The following is a 23,095-nucleotide window of genomic DNA, read 5'->3' on the forward strand; positions in this document are numbered from 1 at the left end:
AACGGGGAGGGGCACTTATGCACATGGAGCGCATCGCGGAACAGGGGCTGGTCCTTCTGGGCTGCGGTAAGATGGGGTCGGCCATGCTGGCCGGATGGCTGGAGCACGGGCTTCCGGCCTCGTCGGTCTGGGTGATTGATCCCTATCCCTCGGACTGGGTCAGGGCGCAGGGCGTCAATATCAATACACCATTGCCCGAAGCGCCCGCCGTGGTGCTGGTGGCCGTCAAGCCGCAGATGATGGGCGACGCCCTGCCGTCGATAAAGGCGCTGGGCGGCGGGCGTACGCTGTTCGTCTCGGTTGCCGCCGGAACCTCCATCGCCACGTTCGAAGCGGTTCTGGGCAAAACAACCCCCATTGTCCGTGCCATGCCGAACACCCCCGCCGCGATCCGGCAAGGCATTACCGCGCTCATTGGCAACGGGCATGTCAGCGAAGCACAAATGGAACAGGCCGAAAGCCTGCTCTCGGCAGTGGGGCAGACCGTGCGGCTGGAAGATGAGGCGCAGATGGACGCGGTAACCGGGCTCAGCGGGTCCGGTCCGGCCTACGTGTTCCACCTGATCGAAACCCTGGCAAAGGCGGGCGAGGCGCAGGGCCTGCCGCATGAGCTGGCGATGCAGCTGGCCAAGTCCACCGTGGCCGGGGCAGGGGCACTGGCCATGGCCGCTGACGAAGATCCATCGCAGTTGCGGGTCAATGTAACCTCACCCAACGGCACCACTCAGGCCGCGCTTGAGGTTTTGATGCATGAGGAGACGGGGTTTCCCGATCTGCTGCACCGCGCGGTGAAGGCCGCTACCGACCGATCCAGGGAGTTGTCGCGTGAGTGAAATTTCCTTTGACGACTTTTTGAAAGTGGACGTGCGCGTGGGCGAGGTCCTGCGTGCCGAACCCTTCCCCGAAGCGCGCAAACCAGCGATCAAGATGTGGATCGATTTCGGCGGCGAGATCGGTGAACGCAAGACCTCGGCCCAAATCACGGCGCATTACGATCCCTCCACACTGGTGGGCAAGCAGGTCATGGCGGTGGTGAATTTCCCGCCCCGCCAGATCGGCAAGTTCATGTCCGAGGTACTGGTGCTGGGGCTGCCGGATGAAACCGGTGAAATCGTTCTGATCGGTCCGGACGGCAAGGTGCCGCTGGGCGGACGGATGCATTGATGAAGCTCTGGATCGCCCGCCCGATGCCGCCCGCTGTCGAGGCCCGCGCCCGCGCCGAGTTCGATGTCGAGATCCGCGACGGCAACACGCCCTTGTCCCGCGACGAAATGCGCCGCGCCCTCACCGATTTCGACGTGGTGGTGCCAACGCTGGGGGATATGTTCTCGGAGGATATCTTTGCTGCTGTACCGCAGCCGCGCTGCAAATTGCTGGCCAATTTCGGTGTCGGCTACAATCATATCGACGTGCGGGCGGCCACGGCGGCGGGGATTGCCGTGACCAACACGCCGGGCGCGGTCACCGATGCCACCGCCGACATCGCCATGACCCTTCTCTTGTCGACGGCGCGGCGCGCCGGCGAGGGCGAGCGGCTGGTCCGCTCGGGTCAGTGGCAGGGCTGGCACCCGACCCAGATGCTGGGCCACCACGTCACAGGCAAACGGGTCGGTATCGTCGGCATGGGCCGGATCGGCCAGGCCATCGCGCGGCGCTGCCATTTCGGGTTCGCCATGCAGGTGGCCTATGTCGCCCGCAGCCCGAAACAGCTGGACTTCCCCGCCGAACCCGCCACCGATCTGCCGGCATTGGCGGCAGCGGTCGATTTCCTGATCGTCGCGGTGCCCGGTGGCGCCGAGACCCGGCACCTGATCGACGCGGGCATTCTTGGGGCGATGAAGCCCACCGGCCTGCTCATCAATATCGCGCGCGGCGAGGTGGTGGACGAGGCAGCCCTGATCGCGGCGCTCGATGCCGGATCGATCGGCGGTGCGGGGCTTGATGTCTATGAATTCGAGCCGGCGGTGCCCGAGGCGCTGCGCGCGATGGAAAACGTCACCCTGCTGCCGCATCTGGGCACCGCGACCGAAGAGGTGCGCAGCAACATGGGCCACATGGCGCTGGACAATGTGGCCGCCTTTGCCGCTGGTGGGGCATTGCCGAACGCGGTGACCTGAAAACAGGCGCTCCCGCCCGCCGCAAGCGCATCAAAGATGCGCTGCCGCCGGTTGGGCCGGGCAGCCCGCCACGGGCGGGCTGCGGTCGCGCTCGGGATCAGGCGGCGGGGAGATCGCCCACCGCCTCGCGCCAGTGTTTGCGGCAGAGCGAGACATAGGTTTCGTTGCCGCCGATCTGCACCTGTGCGCCCTCGGTTATGGGACGGCCATCCGCATCCTGGCGGATCACCATCGTCGCCTTGCGCCCGCATTCGCAGATCGTTCGCACCTCGCGCATCTCGTCTGCCAGCGCCAGCAGCGCCGCCGAGCCGGGAAACAACCTGCCTTGAAAATCCACCCGCAGCCCATAGGCCAGCACCGGCACCTTCAGATCGTCCACTGTGCGGGCCAGTTGCCAAACCTGTTTTTCGGAAAGAAACTGTGCCTCGTCGACAAATACGCAGGCCACCTCGCCCTTGGCCAGCCGCGCCGTGATCATCGCAAAGACATCGTCATCGGAGCCGAACGTATCGGCCGCCTCGGAGATCCCGATTCGCGACGCGATTCGTCCCGCACCCGCGCGGCCATCCACCGCCGCCGTCATCAGATAGGTCTTCATCCCCCGTTCACGATAGTTGTGCGAGGCTTGCAGCAGGACCGTCGACTTGCCGGCGTTCATGGTCGAATAGTTGAAATAGAGCTTGGCCATGCGCCGGGTCTAGACCGCCCGCACGAGAGGGGCAAGGCGCTGCTGGCCAAAGGTTTTCGTGTTGATATGAGGTTATACGACGCCGCCGCCACGGAAACGGGACCTGAGCCAACGCTCGTTCGGGGATGGTCAACCCACAACCGCAACGACGACGTCGCTGGTCATCATCTGACCTTACCGGAGCGAGGCGATCAATTCTGCCCCGCCAACACTCACTACCAGCAGGAACTGCCGCCACTCACTCACAAAATCCCCCGCTTATCTGAGGGATAGCCAAGGTATGACATTTGAATTAAAACTCAGAAATGGGAAATTTCCTGACCCTTTCCCCCGGAAACAACAAAGGGTCGGCAGAGGCAGTTGTTCGACGAGGCGAAAATGGCAGATATCTGCGCCTATCTGAAGAAACACACCGAGGCGCTGGTCAAGGATGTCGGGATCGAGGCGGCCTGCAGGATCACCGGCAAATCCAAGGCGACCCTGGGCAGGTACTATTCCGACAATGCCGAACATGCCGACCGCTTCATGCCGGTGGACGCGGTTGCCAAGCTTGAAGAGCAATCCAGCTATCCGCATGTGACCTCGGCGCTGGCCGATCTCAAGAACATCACCCTGTCCTACAATGGCCGCAACACCAACGAGCCCAGAACCGGCGGCGTGAATTCCGACGTGATCGCGCTCAGCCAGCGGTTCGCCATGCTGATGAGCGAATACCAGGAAGCGATGGAAGACGGCATCATCACCGTGAACGAAGCCAAACGCCTGCTGCGCGAAACCGTGCAGCTGCAACAGGTGCTGATCGACATGAAACTACACCTCGAAGAGGAAAGCACCTGATAGCGGGCTGATCTTTCGCTTTTGCAGGCGGCTATCGGGGCCGCGCCTGATTCCATCGCGCTTGTCGATAGGTGTCTGGTATGCTGACAAACCAGACCTTCAAGCGCGGCGAGGATGCTGCCGTGGGATCGTGTTATTATCGGACTATTCGGACCACTTTTGGAGATTGGCCCATGAAAATTCTCGAAGTCCGGTCGCAAAGGGAGATCGACGATGCCGCAAATCTCATGAGAGGATTGTACGAAGCCGTCAGGTCCCTCAACCGTGACGATCTTCAACGCATTGAAGAGTATTATCGAGGTTCGTGGTTTTTTGATAGCTCACCGAAAATCCCAACCGAATATCGCCCTCCGCAAGGTGATGTGCTTATTGCCTATCTCAGCGATAGGCCCGTTGGAACGGTCGCTGTCCGCCGCATGGATCGTGATCACTGCGAACTAAAATCGATGTTCGTCACAAAGGATTGTCGAGGCAGTGGGGTTGCACCGGCCCGTTGCAAACGCGTGATAGGCTTGGCTAAAGAGCAAGGGTATCGCTCCGTCAGGCTGATGACTGGCGAACGTCAGGTTCCTGCCAGACGGCTGTACGAAAAACTTGGCTTTAAGATGGTTGCGTCCTGGGAAACCAACCCACACGAAGCTCACGATTATTTCGAGTTGAGCATTGCGTGAGTTAGCCCTGGTCAGGCCCCTCGTATGGCTTTGATCGCTTCTTCCATGCCTTTCATTGAACAGCGTTCCTATTGGAGATTTGGTCTGGTTTCAAAATTGCCCTCATCTTGCGGACTAAGATGACGGTCACACCTCCGAGAGACCGACACTTGACGCAAATCGACGGCAAGAATGGGCTCAAAGCCGGCACCCCCAAACCGGCTCCGCACCCAACCCGTCACCCGTGCCGTTTGACGATCACCGATCCCACCGAATACCCCGCCCCGAACGAACAGATCAGGCCGATATCGCCTTCCTGCAAGTCGTCCGAATACTTGGAAAAGGCGATGATCGACCCGGCGGACGAAGTGTTGGCATAGTCCTGCAGGATATTGGGCTGTTCGCCCGGTTCCGGTTCGCGGCCCAGAACCTTCTTGCCGATGAAATCGTTCATGGTCTTGTTGGCCTGATGCAGCCACAGCCGTTTCAGGTCGGTGTTCGCGATCCCCTCGGCGGCCATGTGATCGGCGATATGCTGGCTGACCATCGGCAGCACTTCCTTGAACACCTTGCGACCGTTCTGCATGAACTGCATGTCGCGCCGGTCCGCGACGCCGTCGGGGCGCGAGCGGCGCAGAAAGCCGTTGTTGTTGCGGATGTTGTTGGAAAACTCGGTGGCGCAGCGGGTCGACAGGATCTCGAAATGTGGCCCCCTGGCTTCGTCTTCGCGTTCGATCAGGGTCGCGGTCGCCACATCACCAAAGATGAAATGGCAATCCCGGTCGCGCCATTCCAGATGCCCCGAGCAAATCTCGGGATTGACCACCAGCGCCGCGCGAACCGAGCCCGAGCGCACCATGTCCGCCGCCGCCTGAATGCCGAAGGTCGCCGAGGAGCAGGCCACGTTCATGTCGAACCCGAACCCCTTGATCCCCAGCGCGTTCTGTATCTCGATCGCAATCGCCGGATAGGCGCGTTCGTGGTTCGACGCCGCACAGATCACTAGATCCACATCCCCGGCGCTGCGCCCCGCCTGCGCCAGTGCCTTGCGGCAGGCCTCCACCGCCATCTCGGTCATGATGCCCGGCTCGTCATCGCTGCGCTGTCGCAGGGTGGGGTGCATGATCTCGGGGTTCAGGATGCCGGCCTTGTCCATCACGTACCGGTTCTCGATCCCCGACGCCTTGACGATGAACTCCTCCGACGAATGCTGCATCGGCTCCATCCGTCCGGCCGCGATGGCTGCGGCATTCCCGGCGTTCTGCCGATCGGCATAGGCGTTGAAGGCTTCGACAAGCTCGGCGTTGGTGATTACGCTTTCGGGCGTAAAGACACCGGTTCCGGTTATGGCGGGCGTGTACATGGCGGGTCCTGAACGGTTTGGATTGGCTCAAAATGAAGCCGCCTCACGGTCTGATCAAGGGGAAGTGACCCAAGGGAATCCCCCCGGATGAGTGAAATTTTGCTTCAGTTCTGAAATGTTTTGGTAACCGCAGACATCAGCCCGCCACCCGGCAATTAGCGACGGCGGCGACGGCTCCATCTTTGATCCGGATCGGTGCCGCGGAGTGGTACAATTCGGACAAGTGGGAGGTGAAATCGCGTACAAACCGCACAATTCACCTGTGCATCACTGAAAGACGGGCGCTTTGTCCGCAGCCCGGCACAAGTTACCCCCACCCGGTTTGTGCGCCTCAGATCAGGGGAACAAACGGCACGTCGCAGGCGGCGAGAGCCAGAAGGGTGGCGAAAACCACGATGATACGCATGGCTGATTTTCCTTATACTGCTCGTTGCAAACAGCATTATCCCCCGCCAGCCAAAGGTCAACGGGGGAGACGGGAACCGGCAAGTATCAGCCTTGCAGGCTGCGCACCTCGACATCCCCCTCGGCCTGCGCCTTGATCGCCAGCGCCGCCGCATTGCTGGCGGCGGCGGTGGTGAAATAAGGGATCTTGTCATACAGCGCGATCGAGCGGATGGACTTGCTGTCCTCGACCGCCTGCGCGCCCTCGGTGGTGTTCATCAACAGCTGAACCTGCCCGTCCTTGAGCATGTCGACCACGTCGGGGCGACCCTCATAGACCTTGTTGACGACTTCGCAAGGTACCCCGTGGCCGTCCAGCCAGCTTTGCGTTCCGCGTGTGGCGACCAGCGTAAAGCCTTGTTCCACCAGCACTTTCGCCGCTTCCAGCATGGCCGCGCCCTTGTCGGCATCCTTGATCGAGATGAACGCGCGGCCCGAGGATGGCAGCACCATGCCCGCCCCCATCTGCGCCTTGAGGAAGGCGCGCGGGAAGGAACGGTCCCAGCCCATCACCTCGCCGGTCGAGCGCATTTCGGGACCCAGAATCGTGTCGACGCCGGGGAAGCGGGCGAAGGGCAGCACTGCCTCCTTGACCGAGAACCATGGCATGTTCGGATCGGCCAGAGTCATCTGGTCAGCGATCTTGGTGTCCTGACCTTCCTGATAGGGCGGGCGCATCGGGAAGCTCGACAGCTTCTCGCCCGCCATCACGCGCGCGGCGATCGAGGCAATGGCGCTGTCTGTGGCCTTTGCCACAAACGGCACGGTGCGCGAGGCGCGCGGGTTCACTTCGATCAGGTAGATCTCATCATCCTTGATCGCGAACTGAACGTTCATCAGGCCGACAACATTCAGCGCCTTGGCCAGTTTGAACGCCTGATCCTTGATCTGCTCGATGATCTCATTCGACAGTGAGTAGGGTGGCAATGAACAGGCCGAGTCGCCCGAATGCACGCCGGCCTCTTCGATATGCTGCATGATGCCCGCGACGTGGACATCGGTGCCATCGCACAGTGCGTCCACGTCCAGTTCCACCGCACCGGCCAGATAGCTGTCGAGAAGGACGGGGCTATCGCCCGAGACGACCACGGCCTCATTGATGTAACGCCTCAGCTGATCCATGTCGCGGACGATTTCCATCGCACGACCGCCCAGAACGTAGGATGGGCGGATCACCAGCGGGAAGCCGATATCTTCGGCGATTTCCAACGCCCGCTCGTCGGTCGAGGCGATACCGTTCTTCGGTTGCTTCAGGCCCAGATCATTGACCAGCGCCTGGAAGCGTTCGCGGTCTTCGGCCAGGTCGATGGCATCCGGTGTGGTGCCGAGGATCGGAATGCCCTCGGCCTCAAGCGCGTTGGCCAGTTTCAGCGGCGTCTGACCGCCGAACTGGACGATCACACCGTGCAGAGTGCCGTTTTCCTGTTCCTTCGTCAGGATCTCCATGACGTGCTCAAAAGTCAGCGGCTCGAAATACAGGCGGTCCGAGGTGTCGTAGTCGGTCGAGACCGTCTCGGGGTTGCAGTTGACCATGATGGTTTCATAACCCGCATCGGTCAGTGCATAGCAGGCGTGGCAGCAGCAATAGTCGAACTCGATCCCCTGACCGATCCGGTTCGGACCACCGCCGAGGATGACGACCTTTTTGCGGTCGCTCGGGCGTGCCTCGCATTCAACCTCACCCATCATCGGGGCTTCGTAGGTCGAGTACATGTAGGGCGTCTGCGCTTCGAACTCGGCGGCGCAGGTGTCGATGCGTTTGAACACGGCGGTGACGCCGGCATCGCGGCGGGCCTTGCGGACCTCCGGCTCGGAGGTGCCAGTCAGCCCGGCGAGGCGGGCATCGGTGAAGCCCAGCATTTTCAGCTTGCGGATGCCTTCCTCGGTCACCGGCAGGCCGTCCTTGCGCACCTGACGTTCGGCCTCGGTGATCTCGCGGATGCGTGACAGGAACCACGGGTCGAACTTGGTGACGGCCTGAATTTCGTCATCCGACAGGCCGTGCCGCATCGCCTGCGCGATGGTGCGCAGGCGGTCGGGCGTCTGCTGGCTGATCGCCTTGATCACGGCAGCCTTGTCGTCGGCCTCGTCCCAGACACCTACATTCAGGCCGGGGATTTCGATCTCATCAAAGCCGGTCAGGCCGGACTCCATCGAGGCCAACGCCTTTTGCATCGATTCGTGGATGGTGCGGCCGATGGACATCGCCTCACCCACCGACTTCATCGCGGTGGTCAGATAGGGCTCAGACCCTGGGAACTTCTCGAAGGCGAATTTCGGGATCTTGGTGACGACATAGTCGATGGTCGGCTCAAAGCTGGCCGGGGTCACCTTGGTGATGTCGTTGTCCAACTCGTCCAGCGTATAGCCCACGGCCAGCTTGGCGGCGATCTTGGCAATCGGGAAACCGGTTGCCTTGGACGCCAGCGCGGATGAACGCGACACCCGCGGGTTCATCTCGATCACGACCATGCGGCCATCATCGGGGTTGATTGCCCATTGCACGTTCGATCCGCCGGTTTCGACACCGATCTCGCGCAGCACGGCAATCGAGCCGTTGCGCATGATCTGGTATTCCTTGTCGGTCAGCGTCAGTGCAGGGGCGACGGTGATCGAGTCGCCGGTATGCACACCCATCGGGTCGACGTTTTCGATAGAACAGACGATGATGGCGTTGTCGGCAGTGTCGCGCACCACCTCCATCTCGTATTCTTTCCAGCCCAGCAGGCTTTCGTCGACCAGGATCTGGTTGACCGGCGATGCATCCATGCCCGAGCGGCAAAAATGGATATAATCCTCACGGTTATAGGCCACGCCGCCGCCGGTGCCGCCCAGGGTAAAGGCAGGGCGGATGATGGCGGGCAGGCCGATCTCTTCCAATTCGTCCAGTGCCATCTGCACACCTGCATCCAGATCGGTGGAACCGTTTTCGCGCTTAGGCGCGGTCACGATAGTCGCCTTGGGGTTTTCCAGCCCCAGCCGGTCCATCGCCTCGCGGAACAGTTTGCGGTCCTCGGCCATTTCGATGGCGTCGCGTTTGGCACCGATCATCTCGACGCCGAATTTTTCCAGTACGCCCATTTCTTCCAGAGCCAGCGAAGTGTTCAGGCCGGTCTGCCCGCCCATGGTGGGCAGCAGGGCGTCGGGGCGTTCCTTCTCGATGATCTTGGCGACAACCTCGGGCGTGATCGGTTCGATATAGGTGGCGTCGGCCAGGCCGGGGTCGGTCATGATGGTCGCGGGGTTCGAGTTCACCAGAATGACCCGGTATCCTTCTTCGCGCAGCGCCTTGCAGGCCTGGGCACCCGAGTAGTCAAACTCGCAGGCCTGGCCAATGACAATGGGGCCCGCCCCGATGATCATGATCGACTGGATGTCGGTTCTCTTCGGCATGGCCACGTTCCTTCGATTTTGCGCGAGTCGGAGGGCGCTGCCCAAGCGCCCAAATTGTCGTGCGTTATAGGGGCCGCGCCAAAAGGTTCAAGGGGGATCGGATTCTGACGCGCATTTGCCGCTTTCCCCCTTTCGTTTGTTCCCGAAACCTCTATATCGCAGCCCACGGCAAATGGGGATGCGCTTGCATATTCGTTTCGATCAGGGACCGGCCGGTCCGGGAACGTGTTTCGATCGCCCGTCGCGCGTGATCCGCGCCGACGGACCCGCCGACGTGCCCGCTGCCCTTGCCGCGCTGGATGCCGCCCGGGCGCAAGGGGCCTGGCTGGCGGGATATGCCAGTTACGAGCTTGGTTATGCGCTGGAGCCGCGGCTGGCCGCGCGGATGCCCGCCGGGCGGCGGTTGCCGCTGATCTGCTTTGGTGTCTACGAAGCCCCGGGCCAATGCGGCCTGCCCATGGCGGCAGGGGGGATCACCCGGTTTGCTCCGGGCTGGGACGAGGCTCGTTACGGGGATGCCTTCCGCGCCGTTCACGCCGCCATCGGGGCGGGCGATATCTATCAGGCCAATCTGACGTTCCCTGTCGGTCTGGAACTCGAGGGCGCCTCCGCCGCGCTCTATGCGGCGCTGGCCCAGTGTCAGCCGGTCGGCCACGGCGCCCTGATCCGGCAGGACGGATTGCCCGATCTGCTGTCGCGCTCGCCCGAGCTGTTTTTCCGCACCGATGCCCGTGGCATGATCGAAACGCGGCCCATGAAAGGCACACAGCCGCGCAGCGCCGACCCGGCCGAGGATGCCCGCCGTCGCGATTTCCTGATGACCGACGAAAAGAACCGGGCCGAGAACCTGATGATCGTGGACCTGCTGCGCAACGATATCAGCCGGGTTGCGGTGCCGGGCTCGGTCAGGGTGCCGGAACTGTTCAAAGTCGAAACTTATGCCACCTTGCATCAGATGGTTTCGCTGGTGCGGGCGCAGCTGAGCGAGGGTGCGGCGCTGTCGGACATCCTCAGGGCGCTGTTCCCCTGCGGTTCGATCACCGGCGCCCCCAAAATTCGCGCGATGGAAATCCTGGGCGATCTCGAACCCTGGCCGCGCGACATTTATTGCGGCACCATCGGATGGGCCGCCCCCGATGGCCGGTCCGAATTCAACGTGGCGATTCGCACGCTGATGGTTGAAGGCAACCGGGCCACGCTGAATGTGGGCGGTGGCGTCGTCTGGGACAGCACCGCGGCATCGGAATACGAGGAGGCCTTGTGGAAAGCCCGCTTTGCCCGCCAACTGAGCCTGACTTCCGCCTGATCGAAACGCTGGGCTACCGGCCCGGTCAGGGGTTTGCGCGCCGCGACCGCCACCTTGCACGGATGGCGCGGACGGCGCGGGATCTGGATATCCGGTTCGACCGCAAGGCAGCAGAGGTGCGGCTGAGCGGGGCCGCTGGCGACATTCCCCTGCGGTGCCGTTTGACGCTGGATGCAAAGGGAAAGTTCGACCTGACAACCGGTCCTCTGACCGAAAACCCGCCGTTCTGGCGGGTGGCTGTGGCTGACACCCGGCTCGATTCCGGCGACGTCTGGCTGCGCCACAAGACCACTCGCCGCGCGCTTTATGATGAAATGCGCGCCAATCTGCGCGGCGGAATTGACGAGGTGATCTTTCTCAACGAACGTGGCGAGCTTTGCGAGGGCACAATCACCAACATCTTTGCGGAGATGGCCGATGGCAGGGTTTTGACCCCGGCGCTGGCAAGCGGCCTTTTGCCGGGTATCTTGCGCGAGGAACTGCTCGAAACCGGAAAGGTTTCCGAGGCGGTTCTTACCTTGAATGATCTGAACGACGCCCGACATATATTAGCGGGAAACTCGTTGCGAGGGCTGATCAAGGTGGAGCTGACAAAGGCATGAGTGGCGACCGGACACTTGCAAGGGACAGTGCGGCGGATACGCGCCTGCGTGCCGAGTTCTGTCTGTTCTACCTCGCCACGCCCCTGCTGATCGCGGTTCTGTTCCCTCCGGACTGGATGTTTCCGGCCCTGTTCGCCTTCACCGCGCTGGGCCTGCTGCTGCTGCATTTCACCCGCGATTTCGCCTGGGCCGAATTGCGGTATGACTGGCGCAACTGTTCCTGGATCGAGGTTGCCGGGTTTGCGGTGGCGATGACGGCCCTTTGCGTTGGCGTCATGCAGGTGACCCGCCCCGAAGCGGCGTTTTTTCTGCTCCGCAACCGGCCCGAATTCCTGGCCGTCATCTGGTTTGCCTATCCGTTGCTCTCGGCGCTGCCGCAGGAATTGTTGTTCCGTCCGCTGTTCTACCGCCGCTATCACACGATCCTGCCGGGCGGGCGTCTGTCGGACGTGCTGAACGCGTCGGTATTTTCCTTTGCGCACCTGATGTATTGGAGCTGGATCGTCGCGGCGATGACGTTTGCGGGCGGGTTGCTGTTTTCCTGGGCCTACCGCCAACGCGGCTCGTTCTTTTACGCCGTGCTGCTGCATGCGATTGCAGGCAACATCCTGTTCGCGGTGGGGCTGGGTATCTATTTCTATTCCGGCAACGTCCAGCGCCCGTTCTGATCACTCGGCCGCGTCCCGCAACCGACCGCGCCCGGGATAGAGATAGTCGCGGGTCAGCGGCACCGCGTCGCGCTGATGCCCAAGCTGGAACTGGAACACGGTCTGGTCGCGCTCTTCGAACACCAGAATGCAGATGGTCAGGTAAAAACGCCACATGCGGACGAAACGTTCGTCATACATCGCTCGGACCTGATCGATATTTGCCTCGAACCTGTCCCGCCAGCAACGCAGTGTTTTGGCATAGTGCAGACGCAGGCTTTCGATATCCAGATTCCACAGACCCGCCCGGCCAATCGGCCCCACCAGTTCGGATAGCGATGGCACATAGCCACCGGGGAAAATATACTTGTTGAGCCACGGCGACTGGTTGGTCGGCGGCCCGTTGCGCCCGATCGTGTGGATCAGTGCGACGCCGTCGGGCGCCAGCAACTCGGCCACTTTGCCGAAATAGGCATCGTAATGGGGCACGCCCACATGCTCCAGCATCCCGACGGAGACGATCCGGTCAAACCGCCCGGTCAATTCGCGATAGTCCATCAAGCGGATGTCGACGCGGCCCTGAAGACCGGCCTCGGCGACCCTGGCGATCGCGGTGTCGTGCTGGTTCTGCGACAGGGTCAGGCCGGTGACATGCACGTCATAATCCCGTGCCAGCGTCAGCGCCAGACCGCCCCAGCCACAGCCGATATCCAGCACCCGCCGACCTGGATCGAGGTGCAGTTTGCGTGCGATATGCGCTTTTTTCGCCGCCTGCGCCTGATCCAGCGTACGGTCGGGTGTGTCGAAATAGGCGCAGCTGTATTGCATGTCCGGGTCCAGCATGAGCCGGTAGAAGTCGTCGGACAGATCATAGTGATGCGCCACGTTGCGTCGCGCCAGATGCAGCGAGTTGCGTTGCAGGATCGGGCGCAGGAAAAATTTCGCCCGTTCGATCCAATGATAAAAGGCCGGCAGATTGCCCGCCGACAGGTTGCGAATCGCAACCCTCAGAACATCGTCCAGGCTGCTGCCTTCGGTGGTCAGCGTGCCCTCCATCACCCCTTCGCCAAAACCCAGTTCAGGGTTCTGGCACAAACGCCGCATCAGATCCGGGCTGTGGATCTGGAACTGCGGGCAGGGGCGGGACTGGTCGCCATAGACCTTGCTGCTGCCGTCCGGATAGGTCACCCGCAATGCGCCCCGGGTGACGAAGCTATTCAACACACGATCTAAAATTCTTTGCCACATCATCCTACTCTTCCCCGCCCGAGGAGTGGGCGTTCTGAATCTGAAGACACGGAATCCTTATCACAGCATTGGAAATATGCACCAAATTCGTGATTTCCACCTCATTTGGGTGACTTCCCGGTCACTATGGCGTGGAACTCTTGACTTCCCGGTCCTATCGCGGTGTATCGGCGCGACGAATTCTCCGCCCGAAGGGATATGACCGATGCACGCCTATCGCAGCCACACCTGCGCTGATCTGACCGCCGCCAATGTTGGCGAAACCGTTCGCCTGTCCGGCTGGGTTCACCGGGTGCGAGATCACGGCGGCGTGCTGTTCATCGACCTGCGCGACCATTTCGGCGTGACGCAAGTGCTGTGCGACGGCGACAGCGCCGCCTTCGCCGAGCTGGAAAAGGTCCGTTCCGAGTGGTGCATCCGCATCGACGGCACCGTCAAGGCGCGCGCCGCCGATCTGGTGAACCCCAAGCTGCCCACCGGCGAGATCGAGGTATACGTGCGCGAGCTGGAAGTGCTGGGCGCGGCGGCCGAGCTGCCGCTGATGGTGTTCGGCGAGCAGGAATACCCCGAGGAAACCCGCCTGCGCTATCGCTACCTCGACCTGCGCCGCGAGGCGATGCAGCGCAACATGACTCTGCGCTCGGACGTCGTGGCCTCGATGCGCCGCCGCATGTGGGACCGGAAATTCCGCGAATTCCAGACCCCGATCATCACCGCCTCCAGCCCCGAAGGCGCGCGTGACTTTCTGGTGCCCTCGCGCCTGCATCCGGGCAAGTTCTACGCCTTGCCGCAGGCGCCGCAGCAGTTCAAGCAGCTGATCATGGTCTCGGGTTTCGACAAGTATTTCCAGATCGCGCCGTGCTTTCGTGATGAAGACCCGCGCGCCGACCGCTCGCCGACCGATTTCTATCAGCTCGACATGGAGATGTCCTTTGTCGAGCAGCAGGACGTGTTCGACACCATCGCGCCGGTGCTGGCGGAGGTGTTCGAGGAATTCGGTGAGGGCCGCAAGGTGGATACGTGGCAGGGCTGGCCGCAGATTTCCTATCGCGATGCCGCGCTTTGGTACGGCACCGACAAGCCCGACCTGCGCAACCCGATCAAGATGCAGGACTGCTCTGAACATTTCCGTGGCTCCGGTTTTGCCATCTTCGCCAAACTGCTGGAACAGGAAGGCACTGAAATCCGCGCCATTCCCGCGCCTACCGGCGGTTCGCGCAAGTTCTGCGACCGCATGAATGCCTTCGCTCAGAAAGAAGGCCTGCCCGGTATGGGCTATATCTTCTGGCGCGATCAGGGTGATGGCATGGAGGCTGCAGGCCCGCTCGCCAAGAATATCGGCCCAGAACGCACCGAGGCAATCCGTCAGCAGCTTGGCCTGGGCGTCGGCGACGCGGCCTTCTTCCTGGGCGGTAAGCCGAAAGCCTTTGAAAAGGTCGCCGGTAAGGCCCGCGATGTGATCGGCGAAGATCTTGGGTTGACCGAAAAAGACCGGTTCGCCTTTGCCTGGATCGTCGATTTCCCGATCTACGAGCAGGACGAGGAAACCGGCAAGATCGATTTCGAACACAACCCGTTCTCGATGCCGCAGGGGGGCATGGCTGCGCTGCAAGGCGACCCGCTCAAGGTGCTGGGCTATCAGTACGACCTGTCCTGCAACGGCTATGAAATCCTGTCCGGCGCGATTCGGAACCACAAGCCCGAGATCATGTTCAAGGCCTTCGAGATTGCCGGATACGGCGAGGACGAGGTGCGCAAGCGGTTCGGCGGCATGGTCAACGCCTTCCAATACGGCGCCCCGCCGCATGGCGGCTGCGCGGCGGGCATCGACCGTATCGTGATGCTGCTGGCCGATACGGTGAACATCCGCGAGGTCATCATGTTCCCGATGACCCAGCGCGCCGAAGACCTGATGATGTCGGCCCCGTCCGATCCGACCTCGGATCAGTTGATGGAACTGGGCCTGCGCGTGATTCCGCAGGACTGACCCACAGGACGCCGCCCTAAAAGGGCGGCGTTTGTTTTCGGACAGATGACAGGGACCCGGCTGGCGCCGGATACCGGTCGTGCCATTCTGGGCTAGAGAAACATCCCGCTTTCATCCCGCAGATTGCGCTGACGATTGCGCCGAATACCCCGTGCGGTCGCCCGTACGCGCTGATAAATCGCCAGATATACCGCCCCGAACAGAGCCAGACCCGCCACTGCCACGTCAGATCGCCTCGCGCTGTTCAAGGCGGTTTTGCACCAGCCCGGCCAAATGCGCCGCGCATGAGGCAAAAGGTTCCCCGCGCGCGCGGGCCTGCGTCACCTTCTGTGCGGCGCGGGCCAGCGGCAAATCCTGCGCCGCGCGGGCGACGCCGTTCACGAACTGCGCGGCATAGTCGAGCGCCCGGACATCGCTGGCATCCGCCAGAACGTCCGCGATATGGGCCATGTCGTCCCGATAGGCCATCGGGTCGGGGCAGATCGCCTCGTCCTGAACTGCCCGCAGTCCCGCCGGGCGGCCGTCTTGGGGCAGGTGAGACAGGATTTTCTTCTGAAACGCCGCCAGTGACGTCAGCGGTTTCGCCAGAAATCCGTCCGCGCCGGCGGCGATGGCCACGCCTTCGGCAAAATCGTCGCCGGACATGCCCAGAATCACGCCGATGCGCGGGGTGGCATGTGCCGCCTCCTCGATCAGGCTCACACCGGAGCCGTCGGGCAGGCCGATATCCGCGATGACGACCGAAGGGCGATAGGTCCGCAGGTGGCGGCGTGCCGATTTCAGGCAATCCGCCCGCCGGATGCGCGCACCGCTGCGCAGGCACATCAACCGCAACGCTTCGCAGGTGTACCTGCTGTCCTCAACCACCAGAATTGTCAGCCCGAGCAGCGGCCGAGTGGCGCCGGGCATCGGATGCGGCGCGGCAAAGGGATTTGAATCATCCATGGCGGGGCTCCTTTCAGCAGACGCTCCGACGCTAGACAAAAGCGGCTAACACGGGGTTAATGGGCGCTTTGGCGCACTTGCCCTTGGGCGCGGCAACCCCCATAACCGCCGCAACCCGATGGATCGAGGAGGATAAGAATGATCGGCCGTTTGAACCATGTCGCCATTGCCGTTCCGGATCTGGAAGCGGCGTCGGCGCAATACCGCACCGCGCTGGGCGCCAGCGTCGGCGCACCGCAGGACGAGCCCGATCACGGCGTCACCGTCGTCTTCATCGAACTGCCCAACACCAAGATCGAACTGCTCTATCCGCTGGGCGAAGACAGCCCGATCAAAGGGTTTCTGGAAAAGAACCCCTCGGGTGGTATCCATCACGTGTGCTATGAGGTCGAAGACATCATCGCCGCCCGCGACCACCTCAAGGAAACCGGCGCGCGGGTGCTGGGCTCGGGCGAGCCCAAGATCGGTGCGCATGGCAAACCGGTGCTGTTCCTGCATCCCAAGGATTTCAACGGCTGCCTGGTCGAACTGGAACAGGTCTGAGCCAGCCGTATCGGAGGCCCCCGCATGACGATCACTGCCGCTCTGGTCCTGTTCGCCGTCATCTGGTTCATGACGTTTCTCATCGTACTGCCGATCCGGATCAGGACGCAGGGCGATCTGGGCAACATCGTCCCCGGCACCCATGCGGGCGCACCCGAGGAACATCACCTGAAGAAAAAAGCGTGGATCACCACCGGGATCGCGATCGTTCTTTGGGCGATCATCGCCGGCATCATCATCACGGGCGCGATCTCGGTGCGCGATTTCGACTGGATGAACCGGTTGCCGCCGGTCGAGTGAAGGGCGGGCGGTTACCTCGGGGTCGCCGCCACGCCGTGATAGATATGGGTAAAGGTCGCCGCGCCTAGGATCGGGATCAGCAGGTTGATCAGCGGCACCGATAGCGGAATGGCCATCAGCGTTCCGGCAATCCAGATCGTTGGCATGTGCTGTGACCTGAGCTTGCGTGCGCCGTCGCGCCCCAGCCGCCGCATCGCCGCCAGCGTGAAATATTCCCGCCCCAGCAGGAACCCGTTCATGCCCCAGAAAATGAACGGCGCAAGCGGGGTGAAGAGCGCATAGAGGATCAGCGCCAGAATATTGGCGACAATCAGCACGCCCAGAAAGCTCAGCGTATCGGTCAATGCGTCCGTGAACGGAACCCCGGGCACGTCGGGCAGACCGGGATAGTGCCTGTCCTCGACCGCCTGCGCCACCTCGTCCAGAAACATCGAGGTGATGGCCGAGGCAACCGGCACCATCAGGAACACCGACAGCACCATCATCAGCAGAAAGGATGACACGCTGGCCAGATCGTTGAGCCAGGTCACTTCTCCGAGAATCGGCACGGTCACGTGTTCACCGATCAGGGCGTTGATAAGCCACAGAAACCCGGCATAGGCCGCGATCAGCAGGGCAAAGGTCAGCCCGACTCCCAGCAGCAGCACCTTGCGAAACCGCGGGTCGCCCAGTTGTCCCAGTGCCATGAAGAACGAATTGAGGACGATCATTCCGATACCCACTCGGTGATGGCATCCAGATCGGGGCGGGGGCGTTCCGGAGGGGTCGCGCCTTGGGTGGCGATATGGATGAAGCCGGCGATTCGCTCGTTTTCGGCCAGTCCCAGAGCGCGTTCGCGGAACTCGCGGTCATGCGATGGCCAGCCTGACAGCCAGTTCGCGCCCCAACCCGCCGCCAGCGCGGCGTTGAGCAGCGACAGGCAGACCGCCCCGGCAGAATAGCTCTGCTCGATGCATGGTACCTTTTCCGATGGTTTCCGTATCTCGACCACGGCCACGGCCAGATGGCCCTGATCGAACTGGCTGCGCGCCTTGGCGATATCCTCGGGGGATTTGCCTAATGCCTTGCCGCACTGCTCGACCAGATCTGCCAGCCGGGGCATGGCCCCCTTTTCGATCACCGCAAAGCGCCACGGTTCCAGCTTGCCGTGATCGGGGCTGCGCGCGGCGGCGGTCAGCAGTGGCTGCAACTGCGCGCGGGTGGGTGCCGGGGCGATCAGCGTCTTGGCTGGGCGTGAGCGGCGCGTCAGCAGAAACTCAAGAGCGGCGGGGTTTTCCAGCGTCATATGTGAAGCCTTTTTACATAAGCCCCCTGTATCTCGGTCAGGCGGGCCGGGGTTTCAAGGGTAAAAGTGCCGGGCTCGCGGCATTCCTGAATGCGGCTGGCTTGTGCATCGGCACTGTGCCCGCAAAATCAACCGCGCACCATGGTCAAACATTCAATACACATTCACTGTGCATGGGGTGGGGCGCAGGGTTCCCGATCCTCAGGAAAGGCACGATGTCGCGATGGCCAAACCCAGGCTCAGGGATCTGCCCGATTTGTCGCATCTGGCCGTTCCCGGTGGCGAATTTACCGTGCGGGCAACGCCAAAGGCCGCGCGCGACCGGGTGTTTTGGGACGGCACAGTGCTGCGCGTTGCGGTGACCGCGCCGCCCGAGAATGGAAAGGCCAACACTGCAATCCGCGCTCTGCTGGCCGCGGCAATGGGGGTTGCCCCGTCACACCTGACGCTCAAACGCGGGCAGACTGCACGCGACAAGACCTTTGCTTACGATCCCTGAGACGGCGTTTCGCGAATCTGATACACCCCTTCGGGCAGGTCCAGCGCCGCCGCAAGATCGCGCACCTGTTCCGGCGAAAGCGTGATCTTCTGCATCTGTTTGGTGCGCGGGTCGTATTGCTCCAGCGTCACGCATTCCGCGAAATTGTTGATAACCACGTCTTCCTGCAAAGGCGTGTCGCCTTCGTCGATCAGGGTAATGACGGTAGAGTCGAATTCATGCTCGATACTAAACATATGCGCAGACTGCCGCTGACGCGTTGAATATGCAACCCGAGCCTACCGGATATCCGGTATGGCACAGCGCCGAATGGCGGGTTAGTCTGCCGCTCCGATGCTTTGATACGAAAGGCCCCCACATGCGGCGGTTCGCTCTGCTCTTGGTTCTTGCACTGGCCGGCTGCGACCTGGCGCAACCTGTCGCCGTCCCGGCGCAGCAGCCCGGCCGGGTAACGTCGCATTCCCAGGCCGCCGCGCGCGATTTCAACGCTGTCAGCCGCGCGGTGGGTGCGCAGGCGCGAGCCGAATGCCTGCGCCGCACAAGAGGCGCCAGCTGTGATTTCCAGATCAAGGTCGATCCGAACCCTCGTGCGCCGGTCAACGCGTACCAGACCCTTGATAAACAGGGAAACCCGGTGATCATCTTCACGTCTTCCATGATCAGTTCTGCACGCAACGGCGACGAGCTGGCCTTTGTCATGGGGCACGAGGCCGCGCATCACATCCGCGGCCACATCGGCCGCCAGAACCAGAACGCGCTCACCGGGGCACTGATCTTTGGTCAGCTGGCGGGTATCACGGGTGGCAATTCGGCGGCCATCGAGGCGGCGCAGCAACTTGGCGCGACCGTGGGCGCGCGCAGCTATTCCAAGGAGTTCGAACTTGAGGCCGACCAGCTAGGCACCATCATCACCTATAACGCGGGCTACAATCCGCTGATCGGGGTCAATTTCTTCAACCGCATCCCCGATCCCGGCGACCGGTTCCTGGGCACGCATCCGCCGAATGCGCAGCGCGTGGACATCGTGCGCCGGACCGCCGCGCAGATGGGTCTTGTGCAATGACCGGGATTACCCGGCTGGGCGTCATTCTGACCGACCGCGGCTCGAAATACGCGGTCGCCGGGGCCGCCGTGACCAGCCGCGCCGAAGTGGATGCCGCGCTGGCCGAGCTGAAATCCGACCGCGCCTATGCCAGGGCCACGCACAATACCTGGGCGGCTATGCTGCCCACAGGGGCGCTCAAGGCTGACGATGGGGAATCCGGCGCCGGCATGGTGATCCTGCGGATGATGGAACGGGCGGGGCTGGAAAACCACGTGATCATCGTGACCCGCTGGTATGGCGGCAAAAAGCTGGGCGGCGACCGGTTCCGCCGGGTGCAGGACGCCACCCGCGCCTATTTGGACCACGCCGGAGCGGTGTCTTGACCTGAGTCAAAGGCGGCGGAAGCCGTATTGGCTAATTTCTGTCCCAAGCGCGACAGAAAGGAAATGACATGTCTGACCAAGACAAGTTCCGAAAACATGCCGATCTGGTCGACAGGATGGCGACCGCGCGGGGTATCGATCTGCAGGAAGCCGCCATTCAGGGCAAGCTGAGCATCGACGATATCTCCGACGTTGTCATGCGATGCAGCGACTGCCCGGACCCCGGACATTGTACGAAGCTTCTGGCCGAACTGAGCCGGCTGGACCGCGTGCCGGAATATTGCCGCAACAAGGATCTGTTCGCGGAACTGAAATCATAGCATTGGACACCGCCATGCCCCGGCTCGGAAAAATCATGACCCATCTTCGCCTCGTCATGCGAATGGGCCGGGTGACGGGAAGCGATATCGTCGGGGCACATCGTGAAGGGCGGCTCAGCCAGACGGACTGGGCCGACATGGTGGCAAGCTGCCGTGCCTGTTCATGGGCGGACCGCTGCCCGCATTGGATGGACGAACATGAGCGGGTGGACGAGGCCCCGGAAACCTGCCCCAACCGCGCCCGATTTGCGGCGCTGAGGCAGCAACAGACAGGGAATGAATGATGGCCCAGATACCGCTTGGCGACATTGAAAAACACTTCTGGCTCACGCGGTCCGTCGCGCGCTGCATGGGTCTGTCGCTATCCGAGGCGATGGCCGAAGGCAGGATGACCGAGCAGGGCTATGCCGAACTGGTCACACGCTGCCGGGCCGCCCATTGTCGCGACAAATGCGAGCTTTGGCTGGCCGCTCAGCAATGCCGCGCCCAGGCCGCGCCCGGATTCTGCGCCAATGCCGAGACCCTGGACCGTCTGCGGTGATCAGAGCTTGGAATGCGAGCCATCGCAAAGCGGCTTTTTCCCGGAATGTTTGCAACCGCAAAAAAACACCTTCTTGTCTGCCTCGGCGGTGTATTTGACCGGCGAAAACCCGGTATCCTTGTGCGATCCGTCGCAAAAGGGTTGTTTTTTGGACTGCCCGCAGGCGCACCAGAAATAGGTCTTGCCTTCGGTGACTTCGACCGGAAACGGCGCTTTTTGCGCGATATGGGGCGCATCTGACATTTGGCTCTCCTTGCTGGCTGATGTCACCGGATGACAATAGCGGTCGTCCCAGGAATTGGTAGGGGAGGCGACGGCAGTCTTCCGCCAGCACCGGCAAGAAAAAGAATCCCTTGATTGCAATGTGCTAACGCGCCTTCTATCCTGCCCGCACGCCCAAAAGATATTTTGGGAATAATAGTTGTCGACAAAAAGGATTGAAGGACATGAAACTGAAACTCGCGGCCCTTTGTGCAATCACTGTGGTTCTCACCGCCTGCTCGCAGCAGGAAGAGCCGACGCCGGTCTATGTCCAGCCCAGCTATGACAAGCATGGTGCGCCCAGCTGCTCGGCTGGTTATCAGCTGGCAACCACCGAAGCGGGCGAAACCGTCTGCGCACCGATCACGCAATAATCTGAAAGTGGGCGGTCCTTGCGGGCCGCCCGCTGTCACTGCCTGAAAACATCAGTCTGCGGTTGCACGTATCAACGCTCGCGAAAGCTGTGATACCGGGACCCCCAAGCTGATCGGCGGGTCGTTCGCGGCAACGCTGGACAAAACCCCGATCACCTTCATCTCTCCGTTGATCCGGACCAGCAACGGCGCGCCGGAATCCCCAGACATTGCCGCGCAGCGCTGCATCATCAACGCCTCTCTGGTCACCGGTGAACCGCAATTCCGTTCGACGCTCAGGACATGCGGCCTGAGCCCCGCATATCCCGCCATCAGAAACGCCTTGGGTTCAGTTTTGCCCGGCATCGGATCCGCCGTGGCCAGAATCCCTGCCTGTCTGCCGATCGGATCCTTCAGTACCAGCAGGGCCCAGTCCGAGGTAATAGGAACTTCGAATTTGCGGCCATTGGTGTCGATGTCCGGTGGCAGGACAAAACGTTCGACCTCTGACACCGCCACGGCAGCGCCGCGCTGATACCCGGCGGCAAAACTCAGGCTTTGCGGCGGTATCCACCTCTTTCTGGGGTGGTTGAACAGACAATGCGCCGCCGTCAGAACGACCCGGTCGGCAACCAATGTGCCGGTGCAATGGCTGCGTACCTGCGTGCTGGCGAAATTCACCCGGCCGATGGCGCTCCATGGCGGCAGCGACGCATCCACCCCCTCGCGCCGGCGGATCGCCTCGCACCCCTCTGCCATCTGCTCTCCGGCCCGGCAGATCGCATCGAGGTCCGGCCGGAACGGCCCCTCCGCCCATGCCGGTTCGCTCAGCCAAAGCGCCAATACCGCGAGAGTGGGAAGATACCGCACTGCCATGGCCCACATTCACCCCGGCCGGACCCGATTGGCAAGCCTGCCCGTTGCATCCGGCAATCTCTCGCGCCAAAGTGGCCGCGCGGAGGGATCATGCGGCAATTCCTTGAACATACGAAAAACCGGACGGTCTGGAGCTGGTACGGCCTGCGGGCCACATGGCGCAGCGAATATTCCTTTCGCTCCTGGATCTGGGCCAACCTGATCTCGGCCGCCTTGGCGCTCTATTTGCCGATCACCACGGGCGAACGCGCGCTGATCCTGGCGCTTGGTGTTCTGGTTCTGGCGGCAGAGCTTTTCAACACCGCCATCGAGCGAGCCGTGGATCATACCTCGACCGATCACCATGAACTGGCGGGGCAGGCCAAGGACGCCGCCAGCGCCGGTGTGGCGCTCACCGCGATTGCGGCGGGCGTGGCCTGGGCGGTGGTGCTGCTGGGGCTGCTTTGACGTGCAACGCCCCGG

General features: G+C 62.2%; 29 protein-coding genes. 19 read left to right on the top strand and 10 right to left on the bottom strand.

Annotation, left to right across the window (positions count from 1 at the left end):
• Window positions 1–17: 17 nt before the first annotated feature.
• From proC to ACR0AO_RS01555, 3 genes are read left to right on the top strand one after another with little or no spacing between them, the layout of a single operon-like run.
• Window positions 18–833: a pyrroline-5-carboxylate reductase gene (proC, locus tag ACR0AO_RS01545; RefSeq protein ID WP_480599050.1), complete on the top strand. Its 816-nt coding sequence runs from the start codon at window positions 18–20 to the stop codon at window positions 831–833.
• Window positions 826–1,164, top strand: coding sequence for a tRNA-binding protein (locus ACR0AO_RS01550; RefSeq protein ID WP_480599052.1), 339 nt, complete (start codon window positions 826–828; stop codon window positions 1,162–1,164). Before proC ends, ACR0AO_RS01550 begins: the two co-directional genes overlap by 8 nt.
• Window positions 1,164–2,117: a 2-hydroxyacid dehydrogenase gene (locus ACR0AO_RS01555; protein WP_480599054.1), complete on the top strand. Its 954-nt coding sequence runs from the start codon at window positions 1,164–1,166 to the stop codon at window positions 2,115–2,117. Before ACR0AO_RS01550 ends, ACR0AO_RS01555 begins: the two co-directional genes overlap by 1 nt.
• 97 nt (window positions 2,118–2,214) lie before the next feature.
• Here ACR0AO_RS01555 and ACR0AO_RS01560 read toward each other — a convergent pair whose 3' ends face one another.
• The gene (locus ACR0AO_RS01560) at window positions 2,215–2,805 is read right to left on the bottom strand and encodes a thymidine kinase (RefSeq protein WP_480599056.1); all 591 of its coding nucleotides are present in this window, start codon (window positions 2,803–2,805) and stop codon (window positions 2,215–2,217) included.
• A gap of 378 nt (window positions 2,806–3,183) precedes the next feature.
• Here ACR0AO_RS01560 and ACR0AO_RS01565 point away from each other — a divergent pair, with 378 nt between their 5' ends.
• Together ACR0AO_RS01565 and ACR0AO_RS01570 are read left to right on the top strand one after the other, a co-directional pair.
• Window positions 3,184–3,642, top strand: coding sequence for a hypothetical protein (locus ACR0AO_RS01565; protein WP_480599058.1), 459 nt, complete (start codon window positions 3,184–3,186; stop codon window positions 3,640–3,642).
• Between the two features lie 173 nt (window positions 3,643–3,815).
• Window positions 3,816–4,313: a GNAT family N-acetyltransferase gene (locus ACR0AO_RS01570; RefSeq protein WP_480599060.1), complete on the top strand. Its 498-nt coding sequence runs from the start codon at window positions 3,816–3,818 to the stop codon at window positions 4,311–4,313.
• A 217-nt stretch (window positions 4,314–4,530) separates the two neighbouring features.
• Here ACR0AO_RS01570 and ACR0AO_RS01575 read toward each other — a convergent pair whose 3' ends face one another.
• Together ACR0AO_RS01575 and carB are read right to left on the bottom strand one after the other, a co-directional pair.
• Window positions 4,531–5,655 (bottom strand): beta-ketoacyl-ACP synthase III, encoded by a 1,125-nt coding sequence (locus tag ACR0AO_RS01575; protein WP_480599063.1) that lies wholly within the window; start codon window positions 5,653–5,655, stop codon window positions 4,531–4,533.
• Between the two features lie 492 nt (window positions 5,656–6,147).
• The gene (gene carB / locus ACR0AO_RS01580; protein ID WP_480599065.1) at window positions 6,148–9,492 is read right to left on the bottom strand and encodes a carbamoyl-phosphate synthase large subunit; all 3,345 of its coding nucleotides are present in this window, start codon (window positions 9,490–9,492) and stop codon (window positions 6,148–6,150) included.
• 178 nt (window positions 9,493–9,670) lie between these two features.
• Here carB and ACR0AO_RS01585 point away from each other — a divergent pair, with 178 nt between their 5' ends.
• The 3 genes from ACR0AO_RS01585 to ACR0AO_RS01595 are packed head-to-tail and all read left to right on the top strand — an operon-like array spanning window position 9,671 to window position 12,068.
• Entirely contained in the window at window positions 9,671–10,798 is a 1,128-nt protein-coding gene (locus ACR0AO_RS01585; RefSeq protein ID WP_480599068.1) for an aminodeoxychorismate synthase component I, read from the top strand.
• On the top strand, window positions 10,753–11,400 hold the full coding sequence (locus ACR0AO_RS01590; protein ID WP_480599071.1) for an aminotransferase class IV family protein: 648 nt from the start codon (window positions 10,753–10,755) through the stop codon (window positions 11,398–11,400). Before ACR0AO_RS01585 ends, ACR0AO_RS01590 begins: the two co-directional genes overlap by 46 nt.
• Window positions 11,397–12,068, top strand: a complete 672-nt coding sequence (locus ACR0AO_RS01595) for a CPBP family intramembrane glutamic endopeptidase (RefSeq protein ID WP_480599074.1) — start codon at window positions 11,397–11,399, stop codon at window positions 12,066–12,068. The genes ACR0AO_RS01590 and ACR0AO_RS01595 overlap by 4 nt, the downstream gene beginning before the upstream one ends.
• Here ACR0AO_RS01595 and ACR0AO_RS01600 read toward each other — a convergent pair whose 3' ends face one another.
• Window positions 12,069–13,271: a class I SAM-dependent methyltransferase gene (locus ACR0AO_RS01600; RefSeq protein ID WP_480600816.1), complete on the bottom strand. Its 1,203-nt coding sequence runs from the start codon at window positions 13,269–13,271 to the stop codon at window positions 12,069–12,071.
• Between the two features lie 229 nt (window positions 13,272–13,500).
• On the opposite strand from ACR0AO_RS01600, the gene aspS reads away from it, so the two are divergent.
• On the top strand, window positions 13,501–15,282 hold the full coding sequence (gene aspS, locus ACR0AO_RS01605; RefSeq protein WP_480599076.1) for an aspartate--tRNA ligase: 1,782 nt from the start codon (window positions 13,501–13,503) through the stop codon (window positions 15,280–15,282).
• Window positions 15,283–15,507: 225 nt separating this feature from the next.
• Here aspS and ACR0AO_RS01610 read toward each other — a convergent pair whose 3' ends face one another.
• Window positions 15,508–16,227: a response regulator gene (locus ACR0AO_RS01610; protein WP_480599080.1), complete on the bottom strand. Its 720-nt coding sequence runs from the start codon at window positions 16,225–16,227 to the stop codon at window positions 15,508–15,510.
• Between the two features lie 138 nt (window positions 16,228–16,365).
• Here ACR0AO_RS01610 and mce point away from each other — a divergent pair, with 138 nt between their 5' ends.
• Both mce and ACR0AO_RS01620 read left to right on the top strand, forming a co-directional pair.
• A complete protein-coding gene (gene mce, locus ACR0AO_RS01615; RefSeq protein ID WP_480599083.1) occupies window positions 16,366–16,770 on the top strand; it encodes a methylmalonyl-CoA epimerase in 405 nt (134 codons plus the stop codon).
• 24 nt (window positions 16,771–16,794) lie between these two features.
• Window positions 16,795–17,070 (top strand): DUF1467 family protein, encoded by a 276-nt coding sequence (locus ACR0AO_RS01620; RefSeq protein WP_480599085.1) that lies wholly within the window; start codon window positions 16,795–16,797, stop codon window positions 17,068–17,070.
• 11 nt (window positions 17,071–17,081) lie between these two features.
• Here the strand turns inward: ACR0AO_RS01620 and ACR0AO_RS01625 are convergent, their stop codons facing one another.
• Both ACR0AO_RS01625 and ACR0AO_RS01630 read right to left on the bottom strand, forming a co-directional pair.
• Window positions 17,082–17,780 (bottom strand): EI24 domain-containing protein, encoded by a 699-nt coding sequence (locus tag ACR0AO_RS01625; protein WP_480599087.1) that lies wholly within the window; start codon window positions 17,778–17,780, stop codon window positions 17,082–17,084.
• On the bottom strand, window positions 17,777–18,355 hold the full coding sequence (locus ACR0AO_RS01630) for a nitroreductase family protein (protein WP_480599089.1): 579 nt from the start codon (window positions 18,353–18,355) through the stop codon (window positions 17,777–17,779). Before ACR0AO_RS01630 ends, ACR0AO_RS01625 begins: the two co-directional genes overlap by 4 nt.
• A 223-nt stretch (window positions 18,356–18,578) precedes the next feature.
• Between ACR0AO_RS01630 and ACR0AO_RS01635 the strand changes: the two genes are divergently transcribed.
• Window positions 18,579–18,854, top strand: a complete 276-nt coding sequence (locus tag ACR0AO_RS01635) for a DUF167 domain-containing protein (RefSeq protein ID WP_480599091.1) — start codon at window positions 18,579–18,581, stop codon at window positions 18,852–18,854.
• Here the strand turns inward: ACR0AO_RS01635 and ACR0AO_RS01640 are convergent.
• Window positions 18,842–19,090 (bottom strand): hypothetical protein, encoded by a 249-nt coding sequence (locus ACR0AO_RS01640; protein ID WP_480599093.1) that lies wholly within the window; start codon window positions 19,088–19,090, stop codon window positions 18,842–18,844. The two genes, ACR0AO_RS01635 and ACR0AO_RS01640, sit on opposite strands and share 13 nt — an antisense overlap.
• A 122-nt stretch (window positions 19,091–19,212) precedes the next feature.
• On the opposite strand from ACR0AO_RS01640, the gene ACR0AO_RS01645 reads away from it, so the two are divergent.
• The 5 genes from ACR0AO_RS01645 (at window position 19,213) to ACR0AO_RS01665 (ending at window position 21,143) form a co-directional block, all read left to right on the top strand.
• Window positions 19,213–19,917, top strand: coding sequence for a M48 family metalloprotease (locus ACR0AO_RS01645; RefSeq protein WP_480599095.1), 705 nt, complete (start codon window positions 19,213–19,215; stop codon window positions 19,915–19,917).
• Entirely contained in the window at window positions 19,914–20,282 is a 369-nt protein-coding gene (locus ACR0AO_RS01650; protein ID WP_480599097.1) for a YigZ family protein, read from the top strand. The genes ACR0AO_RS01645 and ACR0AO_RS01650 overlap by 4 nt, the downstream gene beginning before the upstream one ends.
• Window positions 20,283–20,350: 68 nt before the next feature.
• Window positions 20,351–20,602, top strand: coding sequence for a DUF6455 family protein (locus ACR0AO_RS01655; RefSeq protein ID WP_480599099.1), 252 nt, complete (start codon window positions 20,351–20,353; stop codon window positions 20,600–20,602).
• A gap of 14 nt (window positions 20,603–20,616) precedes the next feature.
• Window positions 20,617–20,886 (top strand): DUF6455 family protein, encoded by a 270-nt coding sequence (locus ACR0AO_RS01660; RefSeq protein WP_480599101.1) that lies wholly within the window; start codon window positions 20,617–20,619, stop codon window positions 20,884–20,886.
• A complete protein-coding gene (locus ACR0AO_RS01665) occupies window positions 20,886–21,143 on the top strand; it encodes a DUF6455 family protein (protein ID WP_480599103.1) in 258 nt (85 codons plus the stop codon). Before ACR0AO_RS01660 ends, ACR0AO_RS01665 begins: the two co-directional genes overlap by 1 nt.
• Here ACR0AO_RS01665 and ACR0AO_RS01670 read toward each other — a convergent pair whose 3' ends face one another.
• Complete coding sequence (locus tag ACR0AO_RS01670; protein WP_480599106.1) at window positions 21,144–21,386, bottom strand: CDGSH iron-sulfur domain-containing protein; 243 nt, start codon at window positions 21,384–21,386, stop codon at window positions 21,144–21,146.
• 203 nt (window positions 21,387–21,589) lie between these two features.
• On the opposite strand from ACR0AO_RS01670, the gene ACR0AO_RS01675 reads away from it, so the two are divergent.
• The gene (locus tag ACR0AO_RS01675) at window positions 21,590–21,778 is read left to right on the top strand and encodes a hypothetical protein (protein WP_480599108.1); all 189 of its coding nucleotides are present in this window, start codon (window positions 21,590–21,592) and stop codon (window positions 21,776–21,778) included.
• A gap of 51 nt (window positions 21,779–21,829) precedes the next feature.
• Here the strand turns inward: ACR0AO_RS01675 and ACR0AO_RS01680 are convergent, their stop codons facing one another.
• Window positions 21,830–22,633, bottom strand: coding sequence for a trypsin-like serine peptidase (locus tag ACR0AO_RS01680; protein ID WP_480599111.1), 804 nt, complete (start codon window positions 22,631–22,633; stop codon window positions 21,830–21,832).
• Between the two features lie 90 nt (window positions 22,634–22,723).
• Between ACR0AO_RS01680 and ACR0AO_RS01685 the strand changes: the two genes are divergently transcribed.
• Window positions 22,724–23,080 carry a diacylglycerol kinase gene (locus tag ACR0AO_RS01685; protein WP_480599113.1) on the top strand — a complete coding sequence of 119 codons (357 nt, stop codon included), beginning with the start codon at window positions 22,724–22,726 and terminating at the stop codon, window positions 23,078–23,080.
• Window positions 23,081–23,095 lie beyond the last annotated feature (15 nt).

It is taken from the genome of Ruegeria sp. AF8 (assembly GCF_056541825.1).

Bases quoted from the DNA above. Each gene is read 5' to 3' on its own strand.
- proC (WP_480599050.1), top strand. From the start codon at position 18: ATGCACATGGAGCGCATCGCGGAACAGGGGCTGGTCCTTCTGGGCTGC.
- ACR0AO_RS01555 (WP_480599054.1), top strand. From the start codon at position 1,164: ATGAAGCTCTGGATCGCCCGCCCGATGCCGCCCGCTGTCGAGGCCCGC.
- ACR0AO_RS01560 (WP_480599056.1), bottom strand. From the start codon at position 2,805: ATGGCCAAGCTCTATTTCAACTATTCGACCATGAACGCCGGCAAGTCG.
- ACR0AO_RS01565 (WP_480599058.1), top strand. From the start codon at position 3,184: ATGGCAGATATCTGCGCCTATCTGAAGAAACACACCGAGGCGCTGGTC.
- ACR0AO_RS01570 (WP_480599060.1), top strand. From the start codon at position 3,816: ATGAAAATTCTCGAAGTCCGGTCGCAAAGGGAGATCGACGATGCCGCA.
- ACR0AO_RS01575 (WP_480599063.1), bottom strand. From the start codon at position 5,655: ATGTACACGCCCGCCATAACCGGAACCGGTGTCTTTACGCCCGAAAGC.
- carB (WP_480599065.1), bottom strand. From the start codon at position 9,492: ATGCCGAAGAGAACCGACATCCAGTCGATCATGATCATCGGGGCGGGC.
- ACR0AO_RS01585 (WP_480599068.1), top strand. From the start codon at position 9,671: ATGCGCTTGCATATTCGTTTCGATCAGGGACCGGCCGGTCCGGGAACG.
- ACR0AO_RS01595 (WP_480599074.1), top strand. From the start codon at position 11,397: ATGAGTGGCGACCGGACACTTGCAAGGGACAGTGCGGCGGATACGCGC.
- aspS (WP_480599076.1), top strand. From the start codon at position 13,501: ATGCACGCCTATCGCAGCCACACCTGCGCTGATCTGACCGCCGCCAAT.
- ACR0AO_RS01610 (WP_480599080.1), bottom strand. From the start codon at position 16,227: ATGGATGATTCAAATCCCTTTGCCGCGCCGCATCCGATGCCCGGCGCC.
- mce (WP_480599083.1), top strand. From the start codon at position 16,366: ATGATCGGCCGTTTGAACCATGTCGCCATTGCCGTTCCGGATCTGGAA.
- ACR0AO_RS01620 (WP_480599085.1), top strand. From the start codon at position 16,795: ATGACGATCACTGCCGCTCTGGTCCTGTTCGCCGTCATCTGGTTCATG.
- ACR0AO_RS01625 (WP_480599087.1), bottom strand. From the start codon at position 17,780: ATGATCGTCCTCAATTCGTTCTTCATGGCACTGGGACAACTGGGCGAC.
- ACR0AO_RS01630 (WP_480599089.1), bottom strand. From the start codon at position 18,355: ATGACGCTGGAAAACCCCGCCGCTCTTGAGTTTCTGCTGACGCGCCGC.
- ACR0AO_RS01635 (WP_480599091.1), top strand. From the start codon at position 18,579: ATGGCCAAACCCAGGCTCAGGGATCTGCCCGATTTGTCGCATCTGGCC.
- ACR0AO_RS01640 (WP_480599093.1), bottom strand. From the start codon at position 19,090: ATGTTTAGTATCGAGCATGAATTCGACTCTACCGTCATTACCCTGATC.
- ACR0AO_RS01645 (WP_480599095.1), top strand. From the start codon at position 19,213: ATGCGGCGGTTCGCTCTGCTCTTGGTTCTTGCACTGGCCGGCTGCGAC.
- ACR0AO_RS01650 (WP_480599097.1), top strand. From the start codon at position 19,914: ATGACCGGGATTACCCGGCTGGGCGTCATTCTGACCGACCGCGGCTCG.
- ACR0AO_RS01655 (WP_480599099.1), top strand. From the start codon at position 20,351: ATGTCTGACCAAGACAAGTTCCGAAAACATGCCGATCTGGTCGACAGG.
- ACR0AO_RS01660 (WP_480599101.1), top strand. From the start codon at position 20,617: ATGCCCCGGCTCGGAAAAATCATGACCCATCTTCGCCTCGTCATGCGA.
- ACR0AO_RS01665 (WP_480599103.1), top strand. From the start codon at position 20,886: ATGGCCCAGATACCGCTTGGCGACATTGAAAAACACTTCTGGCTCACG.
- ACR0AO_RS01670 (WP_480599106.1), bottom strand. From the start codon at position 21,386: ATGTCAGATGCGCCCCATATCGCGCAAAAAGCGCCGTTTCCGGTCGAA.
- ACR0AO_RS01675 (WP_480599108.1), top strand. From the start codon at position 21,590: ATGAAACTGAAACTCGCGGCCCTTTGTGCAATCACTGTGGTTCTCACC.
- ACR0AO_RS01680 (WP_480599111.1), bottom strand. From the start codon at position 22,633: ATGGCAGTGCGGTATCTTCCCACTCTCGCGGTATTGGCGCTTTGGCTG.
- ACR0AO_RS01685 (WP_480599113.1), top strand. From the start codon at position 22,724: ATGCGGCAATTCCTTGAACATACGAAAAACCGGACGGTCTGGAGCTGG.